This is a genomic window from Psychrobacter glacincola (genome assembly GCF_965118485.1).
Classification (GTDB): Bacteria; Pseudomonadota; Gammaproteobacteria; order Pseudomonadales; family Moraxellaceae; genus Psychrobacter; species Psychrobacter glacincola_D.
The window spans coordinates 19,122-38,858 of sequence record NZ_CBCPJH010000011.1 but is presented as its reverse complement, the minus strand read 5'-3'; the positions used below and the strand labels follow the sequence as shown (position 1 = coordinate 38,858).

Genomic DNA, 19,737 nt, shown 5'->3' with positions numbered 1-19,737 from the left:
ATATATATTTGAAAAGTTTTAAAATTTGTTTGGTACTACAAGTATCAGGCAATAAAAATGGCAAAGACGATTTCTCATCTTTGCCATTAGAGATATTAAATATTGGCGTATTTAATATCAGGGAGTTAAGACTATTGACTTCCACAAGTGGTAAGAAAATAGAGTAGTACTCCACATACAGGTTGCTATTCTAATTTAAAACTTACCCCTTGTCCAAAGAAACCGTGAATTGATAGTCGCAAATGTTTCAGCTCAGGAGAAATGAGCATGGAAAAATATCGTGATATCGGTGGTAACTCTGGAATAAGCGCATATGAAGTCGGTGACGATTTCATAATTGTGCGTTTTAAGAAAGGCGGTATGTATCTGTACAACTATTCAATAACTGGTTCTAGTCATGTTAACAAAATGGTAGAGCTAGCTAGAATAGGAAATGGACTTAACGGATACATGAACTTAAACATTGAACACGCTAGTGCTAGAAAAATAGCATAGGTGTTTAGTCTGACCTAAATGGTTTAGTGTTGAGGTATTTCCGCGCCTTGACACTATTAAGTATAAGTTGGCGAGAGGAATAAAAATTTGAATACTTCAATTAGTAAAAAGCCTTTTGTGAGAATTACTACTGGGGATGATATTTTTAAAATGAGTGGATATATTGACTCATTAGATCCTAAGAAGGAAAAATTAAAGCAAGTCATTAATAGATATGAACTTCCAAACAAGGTTAGATGCGGTTTATCAAATTGTCGTATACCTCATAATATTGGATGTATTGTTGAAACTGAGTCTGGAAGACTGACTAATTTGGGAAATGACTGTGGTAGGAAGTATTTTGGAGAAAACTTCACGTCTTTGAGTAACAAACTTAGTAAAGAGATTGATTATTTTAACAAAGTCGAGAATATAAAATTAGCGAAATCGAATATTACTGATACATACAAAGAATTAAAGGAAATAGAAGCTAATTGGAAAAAGATTGAAACCGTTTATAGAACTATAAAATCTGAAGGTCTTGATGGACTGTATGGTAAATTAGAACAAATGAAGCATAGTAAGAGTTCCATCATTTCAATACAGCGCATAGCTACAGAATCTGAAATTGAATTTGAAGAGGTTAGAATAGGAAAAGACATTCAAAATCCTTTTTATATTTCTGAGGATTTAGGTAATTTGAAGGGTCTAAGCTATCTTATTGATAGAGTTAAAATTAATGCTATGCTTCAAAGCAATAGTGCAATTCTTGAAAGTTTAGATAATTTTGATGAAAGTAATACAGTATTTAAAGACCTAAATAGGATGGTAAAAGATATTGAACATTTACAAGATAGTGTTCGTGAAGCTCGTAGTATTATTATAGAAGGTTTCAAGTTATTTGAATTAGATAATATGAGACAATTTACGCCTTTGATAAGTAGTAAAAGGCATAGAAAATTGAAAAGATTTTTAAGTTATTGCTTTGAAAGCTAATTAAGCGAAGGTCATTTAGCTTCGATTCTGCTGGCGTTTTAGATATAAGCGTTAGGCAGGCTTACTACTTATAATCCTACTATTAAACGAAAACCCTTTAGCTTTACCGCTATAATTGAAACACCTAGACAGAATAAAAATGACGGAGGTCATGTGCAATATACCGCAATCATCAAAGACGGTGGTTTGTTTATCCCTAACGTATTTTCAGACCTAAACGATGGTCAATCCTACATCGTCCAAGTCACCGTTGATATCGACGACGCTCGCCAGCAGCTAAGTGGTCATAGCGCAGCAAAAAAAGAATCTATAAAGCCAGCCGTAAAAAAGACGGTGAAAAGACCGCTGAAAAAAGAAGCACTAGACGTTGATTTTGAGACACTGCGTAAGAGTGCTGTCGATGAGCTAGAAGGCTTAGACGATGTCGAGCTTAGCGAGATATTTAAAGCCTATATGAATGATGGTCACGCACCGACACAGATATCATTAGAGAATTTATGATAGAGAGCCTATAACCCAGTTTGCTGATATTTTAGAACTGTATTTTTGAAACCACATATCCAATTTTAGATTAATAATTTGCATAACTTATAAAGGTAGCACGATGACTTACTCAATTTTTTCCCAAAAGCCAAATAATGCTTTGCTCGAGCCGATGTTCTTTGGTAATCCGGTCAACGTGGCGCGTTATGATCAGCAAAAGCACCCTATCTTTGAGCAGTTAATCGAAAAGCAGTTGTCGTTCTTTTGGCGTCCAGAAGAAGTCGATGTCTCACGTGACCGTATGGATTATGGCAATCTGTCGTCACATGAGCAGCATATCTTTATCAGTAACCTAAAATATCAGACCCTGCTCGACTCTATCCAAGGTCGTAGCCCAAACGTGGTGCTGTTGCCATTAGTTTCTATTCCTGAGCTTGAGACCTGGATTGAGACCTGGACGTTTTCTGAGACCATTCACTCGCGTAGCTACACCCATATCATCCGTAATATCGTCAATGACCCTGCCATTATCTTTGATGACATCATGTACAACGAGCACATTTTAGAACGTGCCTCTGACATTGCTAAGTACTACGATGACTTATATTACAGCTCATCGCTATACAACTTGTATGGCGCAGGTACGCATATAATCAATGGTAAGGAAATTATCGTTGATTTAAAATCATTGAAAAAGCAGCTTTATTTGTGCTTGATGGCGGTCAACGTCTTAGAAGCTATTCGTTTTTATGTGTCATTTGCTTGCTCGTTTGCCTTTGCCGAGCGTAAGCTGATGGAAGGTAACGCTAAGATTATTAAATTAATCGCCCGTGATGAAGCGCTACATTTAACCGGTACGCAGCATATTTTGAATCTTATGCGTATCGGACGTGATGATCCAGAGATGGTTGATATCGCCAAAGAGTGCTATGAAGAAAGCATTGAGATATTCCGTAAAGCGGCTGAGCAAGAAAAAGAATGGGCAGGCTATTTGTTCAAAGACGGCTCAATGATTGGTCTTAATAAAGACATTCTTTGCCAATATATTGAATATATCACCAATTTACGTATGGAAGCAGTTGGCTTGCCAGTGGCATTCCCGAAATCTAAATCAAATCCTATTCCGTGGATTAATACCTGGTTGTCTTCTGACAATGTACAAGTTGCCCCACAAGAAACGGAAATCAGCTCGTATTTGGTCGGTCAGATTGACTCAGACTTATCAGACAGCGACTTTGATGACTTTGAGCTATAGAAAATAGGTTTTCAAATTGAGCTTTTAATATAGTCGATTCATCATAGAGTAAATGCCGTGCTACTGGAACAAGTTTTGCGCAGCCTCTGTCTGCGTAGGCACAGCAAGCAAGTAAAATTTGTCCCCGTAGCACGTTATAATACTTGTGCTTATTTTATTTAGGATTGAATATATTATAAAAAGGTAGGGTACAACGATGACTTGGGTAATGACGAGTAAGAAGAAATTTTACTTGCATGACGATGAAAGTCTGCTTGATGGCTTGCTACGTACCGGACATGATATCAATTATCAATGTAAGGAAGGCTACTGTGGCAGCTGCCGAATCAAGCGTATCGCCAGCTCACATGTCGTGGATTATCCGTTTGAGCCGCTTGCTATGATTGAAGAGGATGAAATCCTACCGTGTTGCTGTAGAGTGCGCGGCGTGATTTATGTCAATCATGAGCTGACAAAAAAGTAGCTGGTAAAGTTATAAATTACTTAAAAAAGTGTACTAAAAAAGCGCGCTATCTTTAAACCTTAAAGATAGCGCGCTTTTTATTAGCAGTTAATCAATAGTCTAAAATACCCTAATTATAAAGGGGCACCATCTCTATCAAACAATTTTAACAGCTCTTCACGCATACGGTCGCGCTCAGCTTCCGACATCATAGGAATATTTTCCTGTGGAGCTTCTACGCGTGGTGGCTGAGCACCGTCAAGTGTCTCATCCTGAATCACGACAGGCACAGGAACTACCTCTTCAACCGGACGTTCCTCTAACAATATCTTCACCTGTGCATTTCTACCTTTACGCAAGATTTGAGCGTGCAATGTAGTATTAGGCGCTTTACGTGCGACATACTGAATCAAGGTATTGGCATCAGTCATCTCAACACCATCAATGGTCAAGATAATATCACCAATTTTAAGACCACTCTTAGCAGCAGGGCTTTTAGGTACTACGTTCATTACTTCAACGCCTGTCGAGCTTTCAAGCTGTGTTGGATCTCGTAGCTGCGACTGTATCTCGATACCGAGCCAACCACGACTGACCTTGCCATCTTTGATAAGTGCGTTCATCACTTGCTCAACGATCGCAGTAGGGATAGCAAAACCAATACCCATAGAGCCGCCCGAGCGAGAGTAGATAGCAGTGTTGATACCAATCAGCTCACCACGTGCATCGACCAAGGCACCACCAGAGTTACCAGGGTTAATCGCAGCATCAGTTTGAATAAAGTCTTCAAACTTATTGACACCAAGCCCTGTCCGTCCGGTCGCTGAAATAATACCTTGAGTAACGGTCTGACCAACACCAAATGGATTACCAATCGCTAGCGCAACATCGCCGACAAGCGTTGGTTTTTCACGGAAACCGAGTGGTGTCAGACCAGTCATATCGACTTTAATCACCGCCAAATCACTGTCTGGATCGGTACCAATTAATTTTGCACGGCTTTTACGACCGTCATTGAAAGCAACGGTTATCTCATCAGCTTTTTCGATAACATGGGCATTGGTCACGATATAACCATCGTCTGATACGATGACGCCTGAGCCTAAGTTAGTATTACCCTGCTCTTCTGATGGTCCACCATGGAATTCAAAGAAACGGCGTAATACCGGATCGTTCATATAAGGGTGTTCTGCCATCGTTTGGGTGGTATAAATATTGACTACCGACTGTGAGGCACGAGCCACGCCATTATGATAGGAGGCGATAGGTGTTGGCGTATCTGATATCGGCTCAGAAGCCTTTTGCTCGGCTGCGGTGGTCTTTGGCGGCTCCCATTTTGCCTCTGATGCTGTCTTCATACTCGCAAATAGCCAAATAAAGGCAGCAGTAACCACCAGCAATAAAATCCAAGGCAACCATTTCACTAGACCAGCCTTGTTATTGGCATTCGGGGATGACGACATATAAAAACCTCTATAGTTTCACATAGACAATCGGTAGTAAATCATATCAGGCGCACGCCTTAATATGAGGCACTTTCACATGTGTAAATTATAACTGTCCTCATAATACAATGGTAGCGCATCGTGTACCGTTTCAGTTATTAAGCTTGTCTATTCTTTTACCGCATCATGTTAAAATGGCTATTATGCAAGAATAATCCATTATCTATAAATATTTGAGTTACTTTAACTATTAGCTGCACCTATTATAAGGAAATACCATGAGCACCCATCACGATTTAACCGATCATTCAAACCCTAATATTTTAGAAGTTGATTTCTCAGACACAGTCATTACTGCCCAAACATTAACTAAATTTTGTGACAGCTACTTATCAGCAACTGCCTTTCAAGATTATGCGCCCAATGGTCTACAAGTAGATGGTGGTCGACCTATTCAGCGTATAGTGACAGGTGTGACGGCTTGTGAAGCATTGATTGATGCTGCTATTGCTGATAACGCTGATGCAATTATCGTGCATCATGGTTATTTTTGGAAAGGTGAACCTGCGCCATTGACTGGTATGAAAGGTCAACGTATTCGTAAGCTTATGCAGCATGGTATCTCTTTGATTGGCTATCACCTACCACTCGATGCCCATCCTGTCATTGGTAATAACGCTAAATTAGCTGAATCATTAGACATGACCATCATCGGCGCACTCTATCCTGCTGAGACCCATCCCGTTGGCAATATTGCGATTTGCACAGCGCACACTGCTCAAAGCCTTATCGCGCAAATTACCCAAGCTTTGGGACGTATCCCACTGCATATTTCCGCAGAATATAACGTTGATAGCAGTGTTAATGCCAATACTAATAACAGTACAAACCATAGATTGATTGAACGGGTTGGTATCTGTACCGGCGGCGCCCAAGATATGATTGAGCAAGCGGCATTGATGGGCTGTGATGCGTTTATTTCTGGTGAAATATCGGAGCGCACTACTCATATTGCCCGTGAGCTTGGCATTGACTATTTTGCCTGTGGTCATCATGCGACAGAACGCGGCGGCATTGAAGCATTAGGTCATACCATTGCTCAGCAGTTTGGCTTGCCAGTGACGTTTATTGATATCGATAACCCCGCTTAAGCAGTAAAACTTAAGGAGTAAAAACAGTATTCTTTATTTGAAAGGCGGTTAAACCAATCAATAAATAGTTGAATAATTGCTTTTCTAGTATTAACATAACGAAATTATATTCATATAAAAGAATATATTACAGGAAATTGGCTCAATTATTACCGTCTATAGTGCTATTGTTAAGTTTTATCGTAGTTTTCTTAACCACACTTGAATAATCCCATCAATATCTTCATATTAGCACCTGAAGAAAGAATGTCTTGTCATGAGACTCCCCATTACTATAGCTTCCGGTTATGGCGCTAAAATCATGTTTACTATCCGCAATCCTGTCATATTTACTTTTTTGATAAAGTTCTAGGCAGTAAGCAATGCAATATCAGTGCTGCTTATAAGTTTTCAAGCAATGCGATATTCTCTATTTTAGAGTCGCAGTAACGATACAGCACATTGGCTTAATGGTTTTTAACTATTGCCTTTGATTAATATGTTTTATCTATTCGACAGATTAACTTGCTTATCCTTATTGCTGGAAAAACGGTATGACATATTATTTACTTTAAAAACAAAGAGTATTTAACTATCTATACCAGCGTAGTGATTCTTGAGCATATTCATATATTGCTCCTTGCTCACGCCATGTTTTTCCAATAATTTATTCATGACCTTACCGATTTTTATAAGATCGTTTAAATATTTTAAGTTAACAACCAAGTCTATCATTGATGAAGGAATCATCTGATTAAGCACCTTCACGGTGTTTTGCAGCTTTTTTTAGCAATGATGTTTTGAGTGCTATTTTATGCCCTCAAACTTTATGCTCTCAAACCATGAGCTATAAGATTACAGACTGAAATTGTACGGCTATATTTAAACGAGATATTGTGACTTTTATGCGATTAATAGCTGTGTAAATATTATAATATTTAAAATGTACAACTCTTTATGCTACTGATATTGGCATAAATGAGCATGCATTTTATGGTAAGTAGGATGGCTGAAATCAGGAGACATCCATGCAGCGAATTACTTATCGTGCGAAAGCATCTGCGCGCGAGGCTAAACGCCGTATATCATATGTACTGCGTCCCTCTAAACGCTTGCTCAGCACCGAAAGTAACATCGTTCCAGTTATTGTGCCCATCAAAATTACACGTTTCGCCAAAACCAAGAAGTTGGCGCAAATATCTAGCATAGCTCTACTCTCACTGCCTGCTGAGAGTCTGACAACCATGAACACCCAAATACCAGCTTATGACCATGTCATGCTGCAGAAGACTTTAACTATCGCTGCGGTGCCAGGTGATAGTACCTATTTTGCGACAGATGGTTTCCAACATGGCTTTGGCTACGATTTAGTGCGTAACTATGCCGATGAGCTTGGGGTAAAAGTGACGCTCAAAGCCTACGCGGATGAAGAAGCAGCACTTAGAGCGTTACAGTCAGGCGATGCTGATATGGCATTGACCACCGCCAGCACTCAATTAAAGAGCCAGCTTAACCTATCGTCTATCAACATCAGCTGCGGCTATGATGCCAGCTTAACCAAAAATGGCTTACATCCTAAAGTAAGTTGGACGTTTAATTCTGCTAACGATCCATTATCACAAAAAGCCAGCTATTTTTTATGTGATAGTATCAAGCTTGATAATACCCAAAAGCTCGCCGCCTTTTATAATCAGGACTTGTTAAAAGACGCTTACAGTCAAGACCACTTTAAAAAGACCCTGACAGAAAAGCTACCTGATTATCGCTCTTCGTTTGAACAGCAGGCGCGTCACTATAACCATGATTGGGAGCTGTTGGTGGCGATGGGCTATCAAGAGTCACATTTGGATGCTAATGCTGTCTCTCCGACAGGTGTTCGCGGTCTTATGATGCTAACCAATAGTACTGCAAAAGCTATGGGGGTCTCAGACCGTGTTGACCCTTATCAAAGTATCGGTGGCGGCGCGCGTTACTTAGAGCAGATGAAAGATGATTTTGCTGATGTACCAAAAACAGATCGTATTTGGTTTGCGCTTGCCGCTTATAACATGGGTCCAAATGCCGTTAAAGGTATTCAGCGCAAATTAAGCAGCCAAGGTATTGACGATAAAAGCTGGGCAAATATTTATGCCTATTTATCTGATAATCAAGCGTCAAATAGCCGTTATGGTCAAGCGATGCATTATGTGAGTAATATCAGAAGCTATCTTGAAACGATAAAAACTACCACGGTTTAATCAGATTCAGATATTGATACTGACATAAAAAAAGCTGCTCTTATTTAAAGAGCAGCTTTTTTATTATCATTCCTAACGTAAAAGCTGTTAGATTAGCGATTAGGCACTGTTAAACGTTGACCACGTTGTAGCATAGTATTTTCTGCAATATTATTCATATCAGCAAGCTCTTTGGTTGAAACACCATATTTACGTGCCAAGCCAATCAAGCTATCGCCTGAGCCAACCGTATAGCTGACCGTTGCTTTTGGTACTTTAATGGTTTGTCCACGCTGTAGCTGGGCATTGGTTGCAATATCATTAGTAGCAGCCAAATCTTCAACTGAAATACCAAACTGACGTGCTAACGCAATCAGACCATCGCCAGATTTGACTTTGTAGCTCTCAGTATTACCAAGCTTTTTACCACTGCTAGTACTACTAGCTGCTGGTGTCTCAACTTTGGCAGACGTTTCTTTAACAACTGCAGGGCTGGTTTTACTGGTATTTGCTGTACTGCTCGTAGTAGAGACACTGACGCTGCCTTTGGCAGGAATGGTAATCGTACGACCCAGTATCAAATTAGCATTGGTCGTGAGATTGTTGGCTGCTGCCAAATCACTCAAGCCAATATTGTAACGCTGAGCAACACCTGTCAAAGTATCTCCTGATTTTACCTTATAGCTAATAGCTTCATCGTTTAGCTTACGATTAACCAACTCTTTTGATACCGGTACTTTTATAGTTTGACCACGTTGCAGACGCACTTTGGCATCGAAGTTGCTATTTACCGCGGCAATATCTTCAGCACTAACGCCAATACTATTAGCAATACCAATCAAGGTATCACCTGATTTGACTTTATAATTGGTCGTCGGTACAGAGCTTGAGCTACTGGTTTTAGTAGACGTGCTACTAGCGGTAACCGCTTGCGTACTAGGCGCACTGCTCACAGGCGTAAAGTCTACGCTAGAAGGTACTTTTAAGGTTTGTCCGACATATAGTGAATCTGTTGTACCTATATTGTTGAGGCTCGCCAATGTCTCAGTCGTTATATTAAATTGGCGGGCAAGCGCAATCAAACCATCACCCGCTTTTACTTTATAGTTTTTGGTCGCAGTCGATGACTTACTTGGTTTGGTCGATGGCGCAGCAGGTGTGCTGACTGGCGCTATTACTTTACCAGGAATAAGCCAGAGCTTTTGACCTCTCAATAAGTCAGCACGGCTACTTAAATTATTATAAGTTGCCAGCTGAGTGACTGATAAACCAAAGCGATTGGCAGTTCCTATTAAGGTATCACCACCTTGTACCACATAGCTTTCTGGCTGACTTGCTGCTATATTACTGGCGTTATTTAGTGGCTCAATAGATTTGGCGTTATATAAATATAAAGTACTGCCGGCTAACAGATTAGCACTAGCATCTATCTGGTTCCATTCAGCAATATCACGCCAGCTTACACCAGAGCGACTGGCAATATTAGCTAACGTATCGCCACGTTTTACCGTATAAGTAGTACGTGTGCCTTGTGGTTTTGGCTTACTAACTGAGGTTTTCGGAAAACTTAGTTTTTTCTCTTTTCCCGTCGCTTCTAAGACAGACTGCTGCGTCTGTACAGCGGACAGATTGATATTACCATCGGCATTAATAACATTGGTTTCAGGCGTATTAATACGAATTTGACTGGCAATAAAATCACGCTCCGCTTTACTTAGCGGCGGCTCTTGAATGATGGTATTATTTTGAGTAATTTGCGCCGAGGTAGTCGGTAAACTGTTACTACTCTTTAGCTCCGCATTGATTTTATTGGTTTCTGCTGAGCTTAAAGGTGGTTCCGTACGTACTGAGGCACTGCCACTATAAACTGAGCTGCTGGTCGTTGATGACGATGGCGGAATGTAGCTGGTAGTTTGCTGCGGTACACTAGCACTTGCTGCATAATCAGCAAGACCTTTACCAGTAGAGGGCAATGTGGTGCTACCAGTATAAGGCTTATTGTTATAACTCGGTGTCGTCGAGCCAGAATAGCTTGGCGTAGTGCTAATGCTTGTATTGCTAGAAGCTAAGATGTTACTACTGCCGTTACCTCTGAGGGCGCTAAGCTTAGTATCAGTCGTGAGACTGACATCATTAGGAATGATAATACGCTGCGGACCTGATGAATCGATACGTGCTGATGTCAGCGCTGTATTTAGTCTTTCTAGCTCATCGTAGCTAACGCCAGTGACTTGTGATACTTCGGCTAAGCTAACGCCATAATTCACTGGCACACTACGGAAATGTTGGCGGTTAGCGATAGCAGGTAGATAAACGCCATATTGCTCAGGCTTGGCGACGATTTCGGCAACGGCTAAAAAGCGCGGCACATAGTTCATGGTCTCAGTCGGCAATCTTAGTGACCAGTAATCGGTAGGTAAACCTTGGGCTCTATTTGCATCAATGGCTTTTTGCACACGACCAGGACCGGCGTTATAAGCTGCCAATGCCAGCTCCCATGAGCCAAACTGATTATGCAGAGCGGTCAAAAAGTCATAAGCGGCACGGGTTGACTCGATGACATCACGGCGACCGTCGTAAGTGCTGCTTTGATTAAGACCGTAGATACGACCGGTACTTGGGATAAATTGCCATAAACCCGCCGCCGCTGCACTACTGGTACCACTTGGATCGTAAGAGCTCTCAATCACAGGTAGCAAGGCAAGCTCGGTTGGAATATTACGACGTTCAGCTTCTCGTACTGTATGGTAAATATAGCGACTGGCACGCGCGGTTAAACGATTTAGATAGTCTTGACGACTGGTAAACCAGCCTTTTTGTGCTTCAATACGCTGATTATAAACTGCTTGTCCACCGTTCATACGATAACCGGCACGCAAGCGATTCCATAAATCACCATATTGTTGAATGGCAAGCTGATTGCCTTCAACCATGGTCATGTCAGTGGCTTCTAATAAGTCAGCAAGCTCATCCAAGCTTTCAGCATCCAAAAATGCAGTTGAATAGTCTGCATTTCCCGCCGGCTGCACTTGGGTTGTCGGGCGTTTAGTAACCACAGCTGTGCTACCAGTCGTACCCGTCTTCTTCACCGCTGATGTATTACTACAAGCACTGATAAGTAGAGTCGACACCGCAAGCGTCAGTGGTAAAGCGATAAATGAGCGATAGTTTGATGACACAGTAGACATGATAGTAAACGTTTCCTAACAACAAGAAGTGATAAAATAAAGTTGATTGACAGTATAGTACGCAATATCAAACAAAGACCAGCTCAATATAAAAGATAATGCCCAAAATCTAAGCTAATTTATCTTTTACCAGCCTTATAAGCGCAGCATTTGATTAAGCGGGTGTGTTTATTTTCAGCGATTAATTAATAGCAACTTGTGACACAGCACGCAAAAGCACCGCATTACCAGTAGATAAAGTCAGCGTTACCCTTGATGTGGTAACAAATGAGACTCTCTGACCATCTTTGACCCAACTCTCATTGGTAGTCACATTGGCTTTTGCTTGCCCACCGGTAATGACAACATTATCGACATTGATATCGTAGCGATAATTTGAGGTATTACTCCAACTATTCTGCAGTAGCTTTAGATAAGCGTCTTTGTCTAAGCTAGTAGACTTACCCTTTCTTGACATTGAAATTAGCGCATCATCAGAAACCAAGCGCGCCACCTGATTAATATTTTGGCTATTAGCAGAGGCTTTCATGGCAGCAGCATAATTCTGTACCAATGCTTCCGTCATATCTGCAGCTTGCGCACTGATACTTACAGTACTAGCAGTCGCCACGACTGCCGTTATGCCAACGCTCTTTAGCAATAGAGCCAATAGCCCTGTTCCCCAAAATTGTTTCATGATATTCCTTAGTGATAGCACATTATTGTCATGGATTCACAATAGTCTGCTACTAGTAAATTATAAAATGCTGCTTATATTTTATTAACGTCATGTCTATCAAAATATTAATAGTTTGTTAGCTACTTATGTTTTTAATATGATTTTGAATGTATGCCGTTTTAATCAATATGTCTAACAAGTGCTTTATATTAGAATTTTAGCAGCCTTTTGTTAGGATAGTTTTAGCCTATCACTTAATTCTCACAGCCATGTGACACCCTGTGTAATTATTGCGATAAATACAACAGGGCATACTTTTAAGTTAACTATGACTCATTATTATCAGATGTATACTCTTCATAGTGCTCATCATCACTTAGCTTCATGCCCAAACGCTCTACGCGTTTGTCCATCATTTGCCGCGCAAGTGCCTGCATGTCTTCAACACGGTCTATCTCATCAACAATCTCAAGACCCAACAGTGTCTCAAACACATCTTCTAAAGTAACTAAGCCTTTGACTTCACCATACTCACCGACCGTAATCGCAATATGGAGACGGTTTTTGAGCATCAGCTCCAGCAAATCAAACAGTTTCATCTTTGAAAATACAAAGGTGATGTCGCGTTTAAACTCCGTCAACGGCTTATCAACAGCATTATTCACTTTTGCTAGTAGCATGTCTGTTTTTAATACAAAGCCTGTAATATTATCTAAATCACCATCATAAATCGGTAATCTTGAAAAGGTTAGCTTTGGGCGATCAACCAATAACTCTGCTACGGTTTTATTTTCCTCAAAAGCCAACATCACTGAGCGCGGGGTCATAATATCTTCAACCTTAATGGCACCAAATGCCAATAAGTTGCGGATAATACGTGACTCTAATGGATCAATCTGCCCTGCCTCTTCACCAATACTGGCAAGCGCTGCAAACTCACGACGACTGAAGGTTTGCGGCTCTTTACCACGTACCAGTAGCTTAGTGAGCTTCTCTGATATCCAAATGAGTGGATAAAGCAGTAAAATAATACCTCGTACAAAATAGGCGACCATGCCACTGAGCTGACGCCAATACATGGTACCGAGTGTTTTTGGCATGATTTCGGACAAGAACAAAATAGCCAATGTCATGACCGCAGAAAATAGACCAAACCAAGCACTACCAAATACAATCGTTGCCTGTGCACCAGCACCGATAGAGCCCAAGGTATGCGCCACTGTGTTTAGTGTCAAGATAGCGGCCAAAGACTGATCAATATTATCAATCTTTAAACGTCTTAGCATGGCTGCTTTTTTGGGATTACGCTCTTGAAGATCCGCGATATAAGACGGTGTCATCGTTAGGAGTGCTGACTCTGCTAATGAACAGATAAATGAGATACCAATCGCCACTACGACAAATAAGATGAGCAGTAGGACGCTGGTTGCGCTTGGGTCCGCCAATGCTTCAGCTGCCCAAACCGTTTGCGGCAATAGTATTATTCCAAATAACACCAAAAATGATGTGATACTCAATCGAGTATCGCCACGCATCGTCGGGGGAGGTTTAGCAGAGGCGTCTTTACGACAAGCACGCGAACGATGCAAACGAGGTACAGACATAAAAGAGGTGAGCAAGTTAGGTAACCTAAATAAAAAAGTAAAAGGAGGTCACAATATATCATGAGCAGGCGTCAGCAGATACAAAATAATAGCCACTAAACACTGAGCTTTTGATATATCAATGAGCAAATAGCACTTATTACAGTCCAGAAAACTAAGGTAAAGACTGATGATCATTGGCTTTGAATAGTAGCATTGATGGGTTTATTTCACAATAAAGCGCTTTTATTTCAATAAGCATAATACATTTAATATAAGTCTTGTTTTATCGGTTACTAGCTTCCATCTATCCTAGGTAGTTTAAAAAGATGCATATAGGCAATAGTACGCTATTAACTTGTATATAAGGTAATAAAAACTCAACCAGCTTATGATTAACAGTTACCAAGTCTGGGATTTTTTGCTACTATGCGTCTAAATTTAATATTATCTATAATTTATTGAGAGAGATATGGAACAGTTCGGTCAATTTTTATTACCAGTTGCGTTTTTTGCGATTTTTTACTTCTTAGTGATTCGCCCACAATCAAAACGTACCAAAGAGCATCGCGCGATGGTTAATGCGTTGAGCGTTGGTAGTGAAATCATATTTGCTGGTGGTTTGATGGGTCGTATCAAACATTTAGAAGGCGATTATGCAGTGGTCAGCTTAAATAACAATACTGATATTAAGGTACAACGTGCCTCTGTTATTTCAGTATTACCAGCTGGTACCATCGAAAGCGTATAATTATCATTGACAGCTTTGATAATTGATTACTGTGACGGTTAATAATAGTCAACAAGATAATAACTGGCTATTACTGTTTCGGTATCAATTAACAGTTGTAATGATTACAAAATGACCGTACATTATTTACGGTCATTTTTGACTTTACCGTTTTATGTTTTACTATCATCGCGGATGATCGCAGTGGTGTACTATTATGGCTGCTATAGCAGCTTCATGAGCACTTCACCATTGTTATCGCTAACTTCCCATCGGCTAACTTGTGACCTGCGTCGCCAGTAGTTTATCAACTTAAAGAAGTGATTATGCAATATCCCGCTTGGAAATACCTACTCATCATCGTCGTACTAATCATTGCCGGTCTATACGCTGCTCCTAACTTATATCCTGACGAACCTGCCGTACAGATCACCAGTGCCGCAGCAGGCACGCAGTTGTCTGAAGGCATCTTGACCGAGTCGCAAGGCTTGTTAAAAGAAGCCGGTCTAAAATACCATGATGGTACTTTTATAGGCAACAGTGCGCTAGTACGTCTGGACAATCCAGTCGATCAGCTCAAAGCTCAGGAAGTATTGAGAAAAAACTTGGGCGAGAACTATGTAGTCGCACTGAACTTAGCACAGACGACGCCGCAGTGGTTACGTGATATCGGTGCCAAACCGATGAAGCTTGGTCTTGATTTACGTGGTGGCGTACGTTTTGTCTTAGAAGTGGATATGGACAAGGCGCTCGAGCAACGCTTGAGCAGTGCCAGTCGTGATATCCGCCGTGACCTAAGAGCTGAGCGTATTGCTATTAAAGGGATCAAAAACGACAAACGTAGCGTGGTATTGCATTTTTCTGATACGGATGCTCGTAACCGTGCACAAAACGTGTTGCAAAACTCAATGGGTAACACGTTTGCCCTGCAATCTTCTATCGATGAGCAAGGCCCTGCCCTAATTCTGGCATATAACGATGCAACGCTTGATGAAATCAATAGCTATGCGGTCAATCAGAACTTAAATACCCTACGCAATCGTATTGCTGAGCTTGGGGTAACAGAAGCCTTGGTACAATCGCAAGGTGCTAGCCGTATCGTCGTTGAGCTACCTGGCGTACAAGATACTGCTGAGGCAAAACGTGTTCTTGGTCGTACTGCCAATCTCGAATTCCGTATGGTCGCTGAAGGTGCAGAAAACTATACAGGCGGTATCCCACCTGCTGGTACTGAAGCGTTCCCATTCAATACCCTTGATGGTCCGCCAGTACTATTAGAGCGTCAAGCAATTGTCACCGGTGATAAAGTTACCAATGCTCAAACCGGTATTGATGAAAGCGGTTCACCTGAAGTTAGTATTACCTTAGACAGCGCTGGCGGTAAGCTGATGCAAAACGCTACCCGTACAGCAGTTGGCAAACAAATGGCAGTATTGTTTATCGAAAATAAACAACGCATTGCTTATGAAGAAGATCCAGTAACTGGCGAGACGGTAGAAGTACGCACGCCTTACGCTGAAACAAAAGTCATTAACCGTGCCAATATTCAAGCGGTACTTGGCTCATCATTCCGTATTACCGGTCTTGATAGTAGTGCTGAAGCGGCTGAGCTTGCGCTGTTACTACGCTCAGGTGCATTAGCAGCTCCGATGTATTTTGTGGAAGAACGCACCATTGGTCCGTCACTGGGTCAAGAAAACATCGATAAAGGCTTATTCTCTACGCAGGTTGGTTATTTATTAGTCTTTGCGTTTATGATTATCTTCTATCGCTTATTTGGGGTGATTGCGAATATCGCTCTAGCGGTTAACGTTGTTATTATCATCTCTGTTATGTCAATTCTAGGCTCATCACTGACCTTGCCTGGTATTGCCGGTATCGTCTTGACTATTGGTATGGCAGTCGATGCCAACGTGCTGATTTTTGAGCGTATCCGTGAAGAGCTAGCGAACGGCGTCAGACCAAAATCCGCTATCGTGGCAGGTTTTGACCGCGCTTATAGTAGTATTTTCGATGCCAATATCACCACTTTACTGGTCGCCTTTATCTTGTTTGCGATTGGTACAGGTCCGATTAAAGGCTTTGCGATTACCTTAGCTATTGGTATTGTCAGCTCGCTATTTACCGCCATTTTGGTAACGCGTGCGCTGATACAAATTGCTTACGGTAAGCGTAAATCTATCAAACGTCTGAGCATCGGTTAGGAGAAAACTATGGCCATCGATAATAACAACCCTTTAGAACAACAGAATAATCCTGAACCGAACGGCTCAAATGGCGAAGCTAATACACGTCGCCGTAAGAAACCGCGCCGTGATGGTAAAGGTAGCAATACCCAAACCAATCATACTACTACCAAGACATCAGGAAGCAAGACTCGGCGTGGTGGCAAAGGCGCTGATAAAGGTAATCAAGCACTTGCTACTCAAGCGACTGATCCTAACTTAGCATTAGGTGACTTAGGCGATGCTGCTGATGATGCAGCGGCCTATGCTGAAGGCGGCATTAAAGCCATTGGTGATCAGCGCATCATTCCTTTTATGAAAATAGAAAAGCCAATGGCCATTCTATCCATCCTTTTAGTGATTGGTAGTATTATTGCCATTGCGATCAATGGTCTAAATCTTGGTCTTGATTTCACCGGTGGTGTTTCAGCTGATGTGCGTTATGAGCAATCGGTTGAGCAAACTGATGTGGTCAATGCCTTAGCTGAAAATGGCTTTAATGATGCAGTCGTACAGTATTTAGGCACCTCTCAAGAGCTGCTAATACGCTTACCGCCACAGTCTGACAACGTTGATGGCTTGAACGCCAGTCTGAGTGAAGCTTTGGCACTGCCTAATAACAATGTTGAAATCAGCAACGTTAATATTATTGGTAGTCAAGTTGGTAATGAAATCTATTTAAGTTCAGTCATGTCGATTGTGCTTGCACTAGCCTGTATGCTTGGCTATGTCGCTCTACGCTTCCAATTCAAATTGGCGCTTGGTGCAGTATTATCCTTGTTCCATGATGCTATCGTAACCATCGGTGTTTTTGCTTTATTTGGCTTCCCGTTTGATTTAACAGTACTGGCGGCTATCTTGGCATTGATCGGTTATTCATTGAACGATACGATCGTTGTCTATGACCGTATTCGTGAAAACTTCCGCCGTGTTCGTGGTATCACGCCTGTACAGACGATTGATTTGTCATTAACAGAGACACTACGCCGTACCATTATGACTATCTCAACCGTGCTCTTAGTAGTATTAGCAATGCTGTTCTTGGGCGGCGATGGCTTATTCTGGTTCTCGGCTGCGCTCTTCATCGGCTTAATTGCTGGTACTTACTCATCTACCTATATCGCCAGCTCGATTCCTCTAGCGATGGGTCTGTCACGTGATGACTTTATCGTTAAGGTAAAACCTGAGTTTGAAGAAGAAATCGTAACCTTTAATGACCCAAAGATGTTTGAATAAGATTAATAATGGCTCCTCTGCTTATCTATTAAGTTCTTTAATGAATGAGTAAATCAGCGTTATTATGACAAAAGCACCTAGACTCTAGGTGCTTTTGTCTATGCATTAGGGTGAAAATCAAACCTATCCTTAAATCGGTACTTAAATAAGTGTCTAAAAAATCGAATGCGGCTATAAAACCTTATCATTAATATTATCTACAAATATGCTTAACCTGCCTATCTAAGCGATTGCCTTATGTCATCTACCCTACCGTCAAGTGCTATGCCGCCTATTGATACTCGCTATGCCCGTATTATCGCTATTGCCTTGCCGGTATTATTGGCAAATCTTGCTATGCCGCTGCAAAGTGTGATTGATACGGCGATTATTGGCAATATGAATGACACCGCTAAGCTTGCCGGCATAGGTCTCGCCGTCCAATTACTGTCTTTGTTGCTCGTCAGTTTTAACTTTTTGCAATACGCCTCCTCTGGACTTTCGGCTCAGGCTTTAGGGCAATTAGACAATAAAAGTATTACTCATAACGATACGCTAAAAGATAGCCATAGTAGCAACCGTAATCAGCAATCACCGCTACTATCTATTTTACAGCGTGCTTTGGTTTTAGCGTTTGTCATCGGTGAAATTTTACTACTGGCAAAACCTTGGCTGATTGATTTTGGTCTGCAAGCGCTCTCCGCCAATCCTGCTAGCGGCGCTGCGGCAAAGACCTATTTGGATGTGCGCTTTTGGGGGGTGATAGCTGAGCTGATGAATTTTGCCTTTATTGGCTGGTTTGCTGGTCAAGGTAAGACCCGCTATATGCTATATCAGCAAGGCTTTATCGCCATACTCAATATTATTCTAACGCTGTTCTTTGTTTTTGCCATGGATATGGGTTTGGTCGGTGTTGCACTAGGTACGGCGATTGCCTTTTGGCTTGGCGTGGTATTGGCTTTATGGCTCAGTCGTCAGCATTTAAAAATCTCTTGGCTTGCGTTATTTACTGCTGATCCGCAGCATTTTAGTAAAGATAAGATGCTTAGGCTATTTTCCTTAAATAAAGATATTTTTATCCGTACACTTATCTTAACCTTAAGCTTTGCTTGGATTACGCGCCTCTCTGCCCAAAGCGGCGACGTCATCCTGGCAGCCAACGCTATTTTATTACAAGTACTAAGCATTTCAGCCTTTGCCCTTGACGGCGTTGCGGTATCCGCTGAAACCTTAAGCGGACAAGCAGCGGGACGGCGCGATTGGACAAGATTCCGTATTATTGTCAAGCGTACTGCGGTGGTAAGCTATGGTCTTGCTATCATGCTAAGCGCAATATGGTGGCTGGCAATGCCTACTTATTTGCAATTTATGACCAATATTGAACCTGTCTTTACCCTTGCCTACAACTATCATCTATACGCTGTTTTGCTGCCACTTGTCGGAGTTGGCGCTTATTGGTTGGATGGGATATTTTTTGGTTTAACGGCAGGCAGTGTCATTCGTAATGCTGCTCTTATATTAGCAGCTGTCTTTTTTCCACTCAGCTGGCTGTTTTATCAGCAGTGGGATATGACCGGTATCTGGCTTAGCGTGTGGTGCTTGTTATTATTAAGATTGATTATTCTTGGTGGATTTTTATACCGTGCTTATCAAACCGGTAATTATGAAAAACTACAACTTGAGCACTGATAATGAGT

15 protein-coding genes are annotated in these 19,737 nt (G+C 41.4%); 11 read left to right on the top strand and 4 right to left on the bottom strand.

Going from position 1 to position 19,737, the window contains the following annotated elements; translation table 11 throughout:
• The first annotated feature begins 267 nt into the window (after window positions 1-267).
• The 5 genes from ACMHKH_RS05895 (at window position 268) to yfaE (ending at window position 3,671) form a co-directional block, all read left to right on the top strand.
• Window positions 268-495, top strand: a complete 228-nt coding sequence (locus ACMHKH_RS05895) for a hypothetical protein (protein WP_413519714.1) — start codon at window positions 268-270, stop codon at window positions 493-495.
• 87 nt (window positions 496-582) lie between these two features.
• On the top strand, window positions 583-1,470 hold the full coding sequence (locus ACMHKH_RS05890) for a hypothetical protein (protein WP_413519713.1): 888 nt from the start codon (window positions 583-585) through the stop codon (window positions 1,468-1,470).
• A 153-nt stretch (window positions 1,471-1,623) separates the two neighbouring features.
• Window positions 1,624-1,971: a hypothetical protein gene (locus tag ACMHKH_RS05885; protein ID WP_413519712.1), complete on the top strand. Its 348-nt coding sequence runs from the start codon at window positions 1,624-1,626 to the stop codon at window positions 1,969-1,971.
• Between the two features lie 103 nt (window positions 1,972-2,074).
• Entirely contained in the window at window positions 2,075-3,208 is a 1,134-nt protein-coding gene (gene nrdB / locus ACMHKH_RS05880; protein ID WP_413519711.1) for a class Ia ribonucleoside-diphosphate reductase subunit beta, read from the top strand.
• Between the two features lie 196 nt (window positions 3,209-3,404).
• Window positions 3,405-3,671 (top strand): class I ribonucleotide reductase maintenance protein YfaE, encoded by a 267-nt coding sequence (yfaE, locus tag ACMHKH_RS05875; RefSeq protein WP_413519710.1) that lies wholly within the window; start codon window positions 3,405-3,407, stop codon window positions 3,669-3,671.
• Window positions 3,672-3,784: 113 nt separating this feature from the next.
• On the opposite strand, the gene ACMHKH_RS05870 is transcribed toward yfaE, so the two are convergent.
• Entirely contained in the window at window positions 3,785-5,113 is a 1,329-nt protein-coding gene (locus ACMHKH_RS05870) for a S1C family serine protease (protein ID WP_413519709.1), read from the bottom strand.
• A gap of 260 nt (window positions 5,114-5,373) precedes the next feature.
• On the opposite strand from ACMHKH_RS05870, the gene ACMHKH_RS05865 reads away from it, so the two are divergent.
• Window positions 5,374-6,246: a Nif3-like dinuclear metal center hexameric protein gene (locus ACMHKH_RS05865; RefSeq protein WP_413519708.1), complete on the top strand. Its 873-nt coding sequence runs from the start codon at window positions 5,374-5,376 to the stop codon at window positions 6,244-6,246.
• Window positions 6,247-7,253: 1,007 nt separating this feature from the next.
• Window positions 7,254-8,462, top strand: coding sequence for a transglycosylase SLT domain-containing protein (locus ACMHKH_RS05860; RefSeq protein ID WP_413519707.1), 1,209 nt, complete (start codon window positions 7,254-7,256; stop codon window positions 8,460-8,462).
• A 92-nt stretch (window positions 8,463-8,554) separates the two neighbouring features.
• Here ACMHKH_RS05860 and ACMHKH_RS05855 read toward each other — a convergent pair whose 3' ends face one another.
• From ACMHKH_RS05855 to ACMHKH_RS05845, 3 genes are all read right to left on the bottom strand, one after another.
• The gene (locus ACMHKH_RS05855; protein WP_413519706.1) at window positions 8,555-11,629 is read right to left on the bottom strand and encodes a LysM peptidoglycan-binding domain-containing protein; all 3,075 of its coding nucleotides are present in this window, start codon (window positions 11,627-11,629) and stop codon (window positions 8,555-8,557) included.
• A gap of 181 nt (window positions 11,630-11,810) precedes the next feature.
• Window positions 11,811-12,305, bottom strand: coding sequence for a hypothetical protein (locus tag ACMHKH_RS05850; RefSeq protein ID WP_413519705.1), 495 nt, complete (start codon window positions 12,303-12,305; stop codon window positions 11,811-11,813).
• 308 nt (window positions 12,306-12,613) lie between these two features.
• The gene (locus tag ACMHKH_RS05845; protein WP_413519766.1) at window positions 12,614-13,891 is read right to left on the bottom strand and encodes a CNNM domain-containing protein; all 1,278 of its coding nucleotides are present in this window, start codon (window positions 13,889-13,891) and stop codon (window positions 12,614-12,616) included.
• Between the two features lie 451 nt (window positions 13,892-14,342).
• Here ACMHKH_RS05845 and yajC point away from each other — a divergent pair, with 451 nt between their 5' ends.
• The 4 genes from yajC (at window position 14,343) to ACMHKH_RS05825 (ending at window position 19,729) form a co-directional block, all read left to right on the top strand.
• Complete coding sequence (gene yajC / locus ACMHKH_RS05840) at window positions 14,343-14,621, top strand: preprotein translocase subunit YajC (protein ID WP_413519704.1); 279 nt, start codon at window positions 14,343-14,345, stop codon at window positions 14,619-14,621.
• Between the two features lie 305 nt (window positions 14,622-14,926).
• Complete coding sequence (gene secD / locus ACMHKH_RS05835) at window positions 14,927-16,804, top strand: protein translocase subunit SecD (protein ID WP_413519703.1); 1,878 nt, start codon at window positions 14,927-14,929, stop codon at window positions 16,802-16,804.
• 9 nt (window positions 16,805-16,813) lie between these two features.
• Window positions 16,814-18,061, top strand: a complete 1,248-nt coding sequence (gene secF, locus ACMHKH_RS05830; RefSeq protein WP_413519702.1) for a protein translocase subunit SecF — start codon at window positions 16,814-16,816, stop codon at window positions 18,059-18,061.
• Between the two features lie 237 nt (window positions 18,062-18,298).
• A complete protein-coding gene (locus ACMHKH_RS05825; protein WP_413519701.1) occupies window positions 18,299-19,729 on the top strand; it encodes an MATE family efflux transporter in 1,431 nt (476 codons plus the stop codon).
• Window positions 19,730-19,737: the final 8 nt, after the last annotated feature.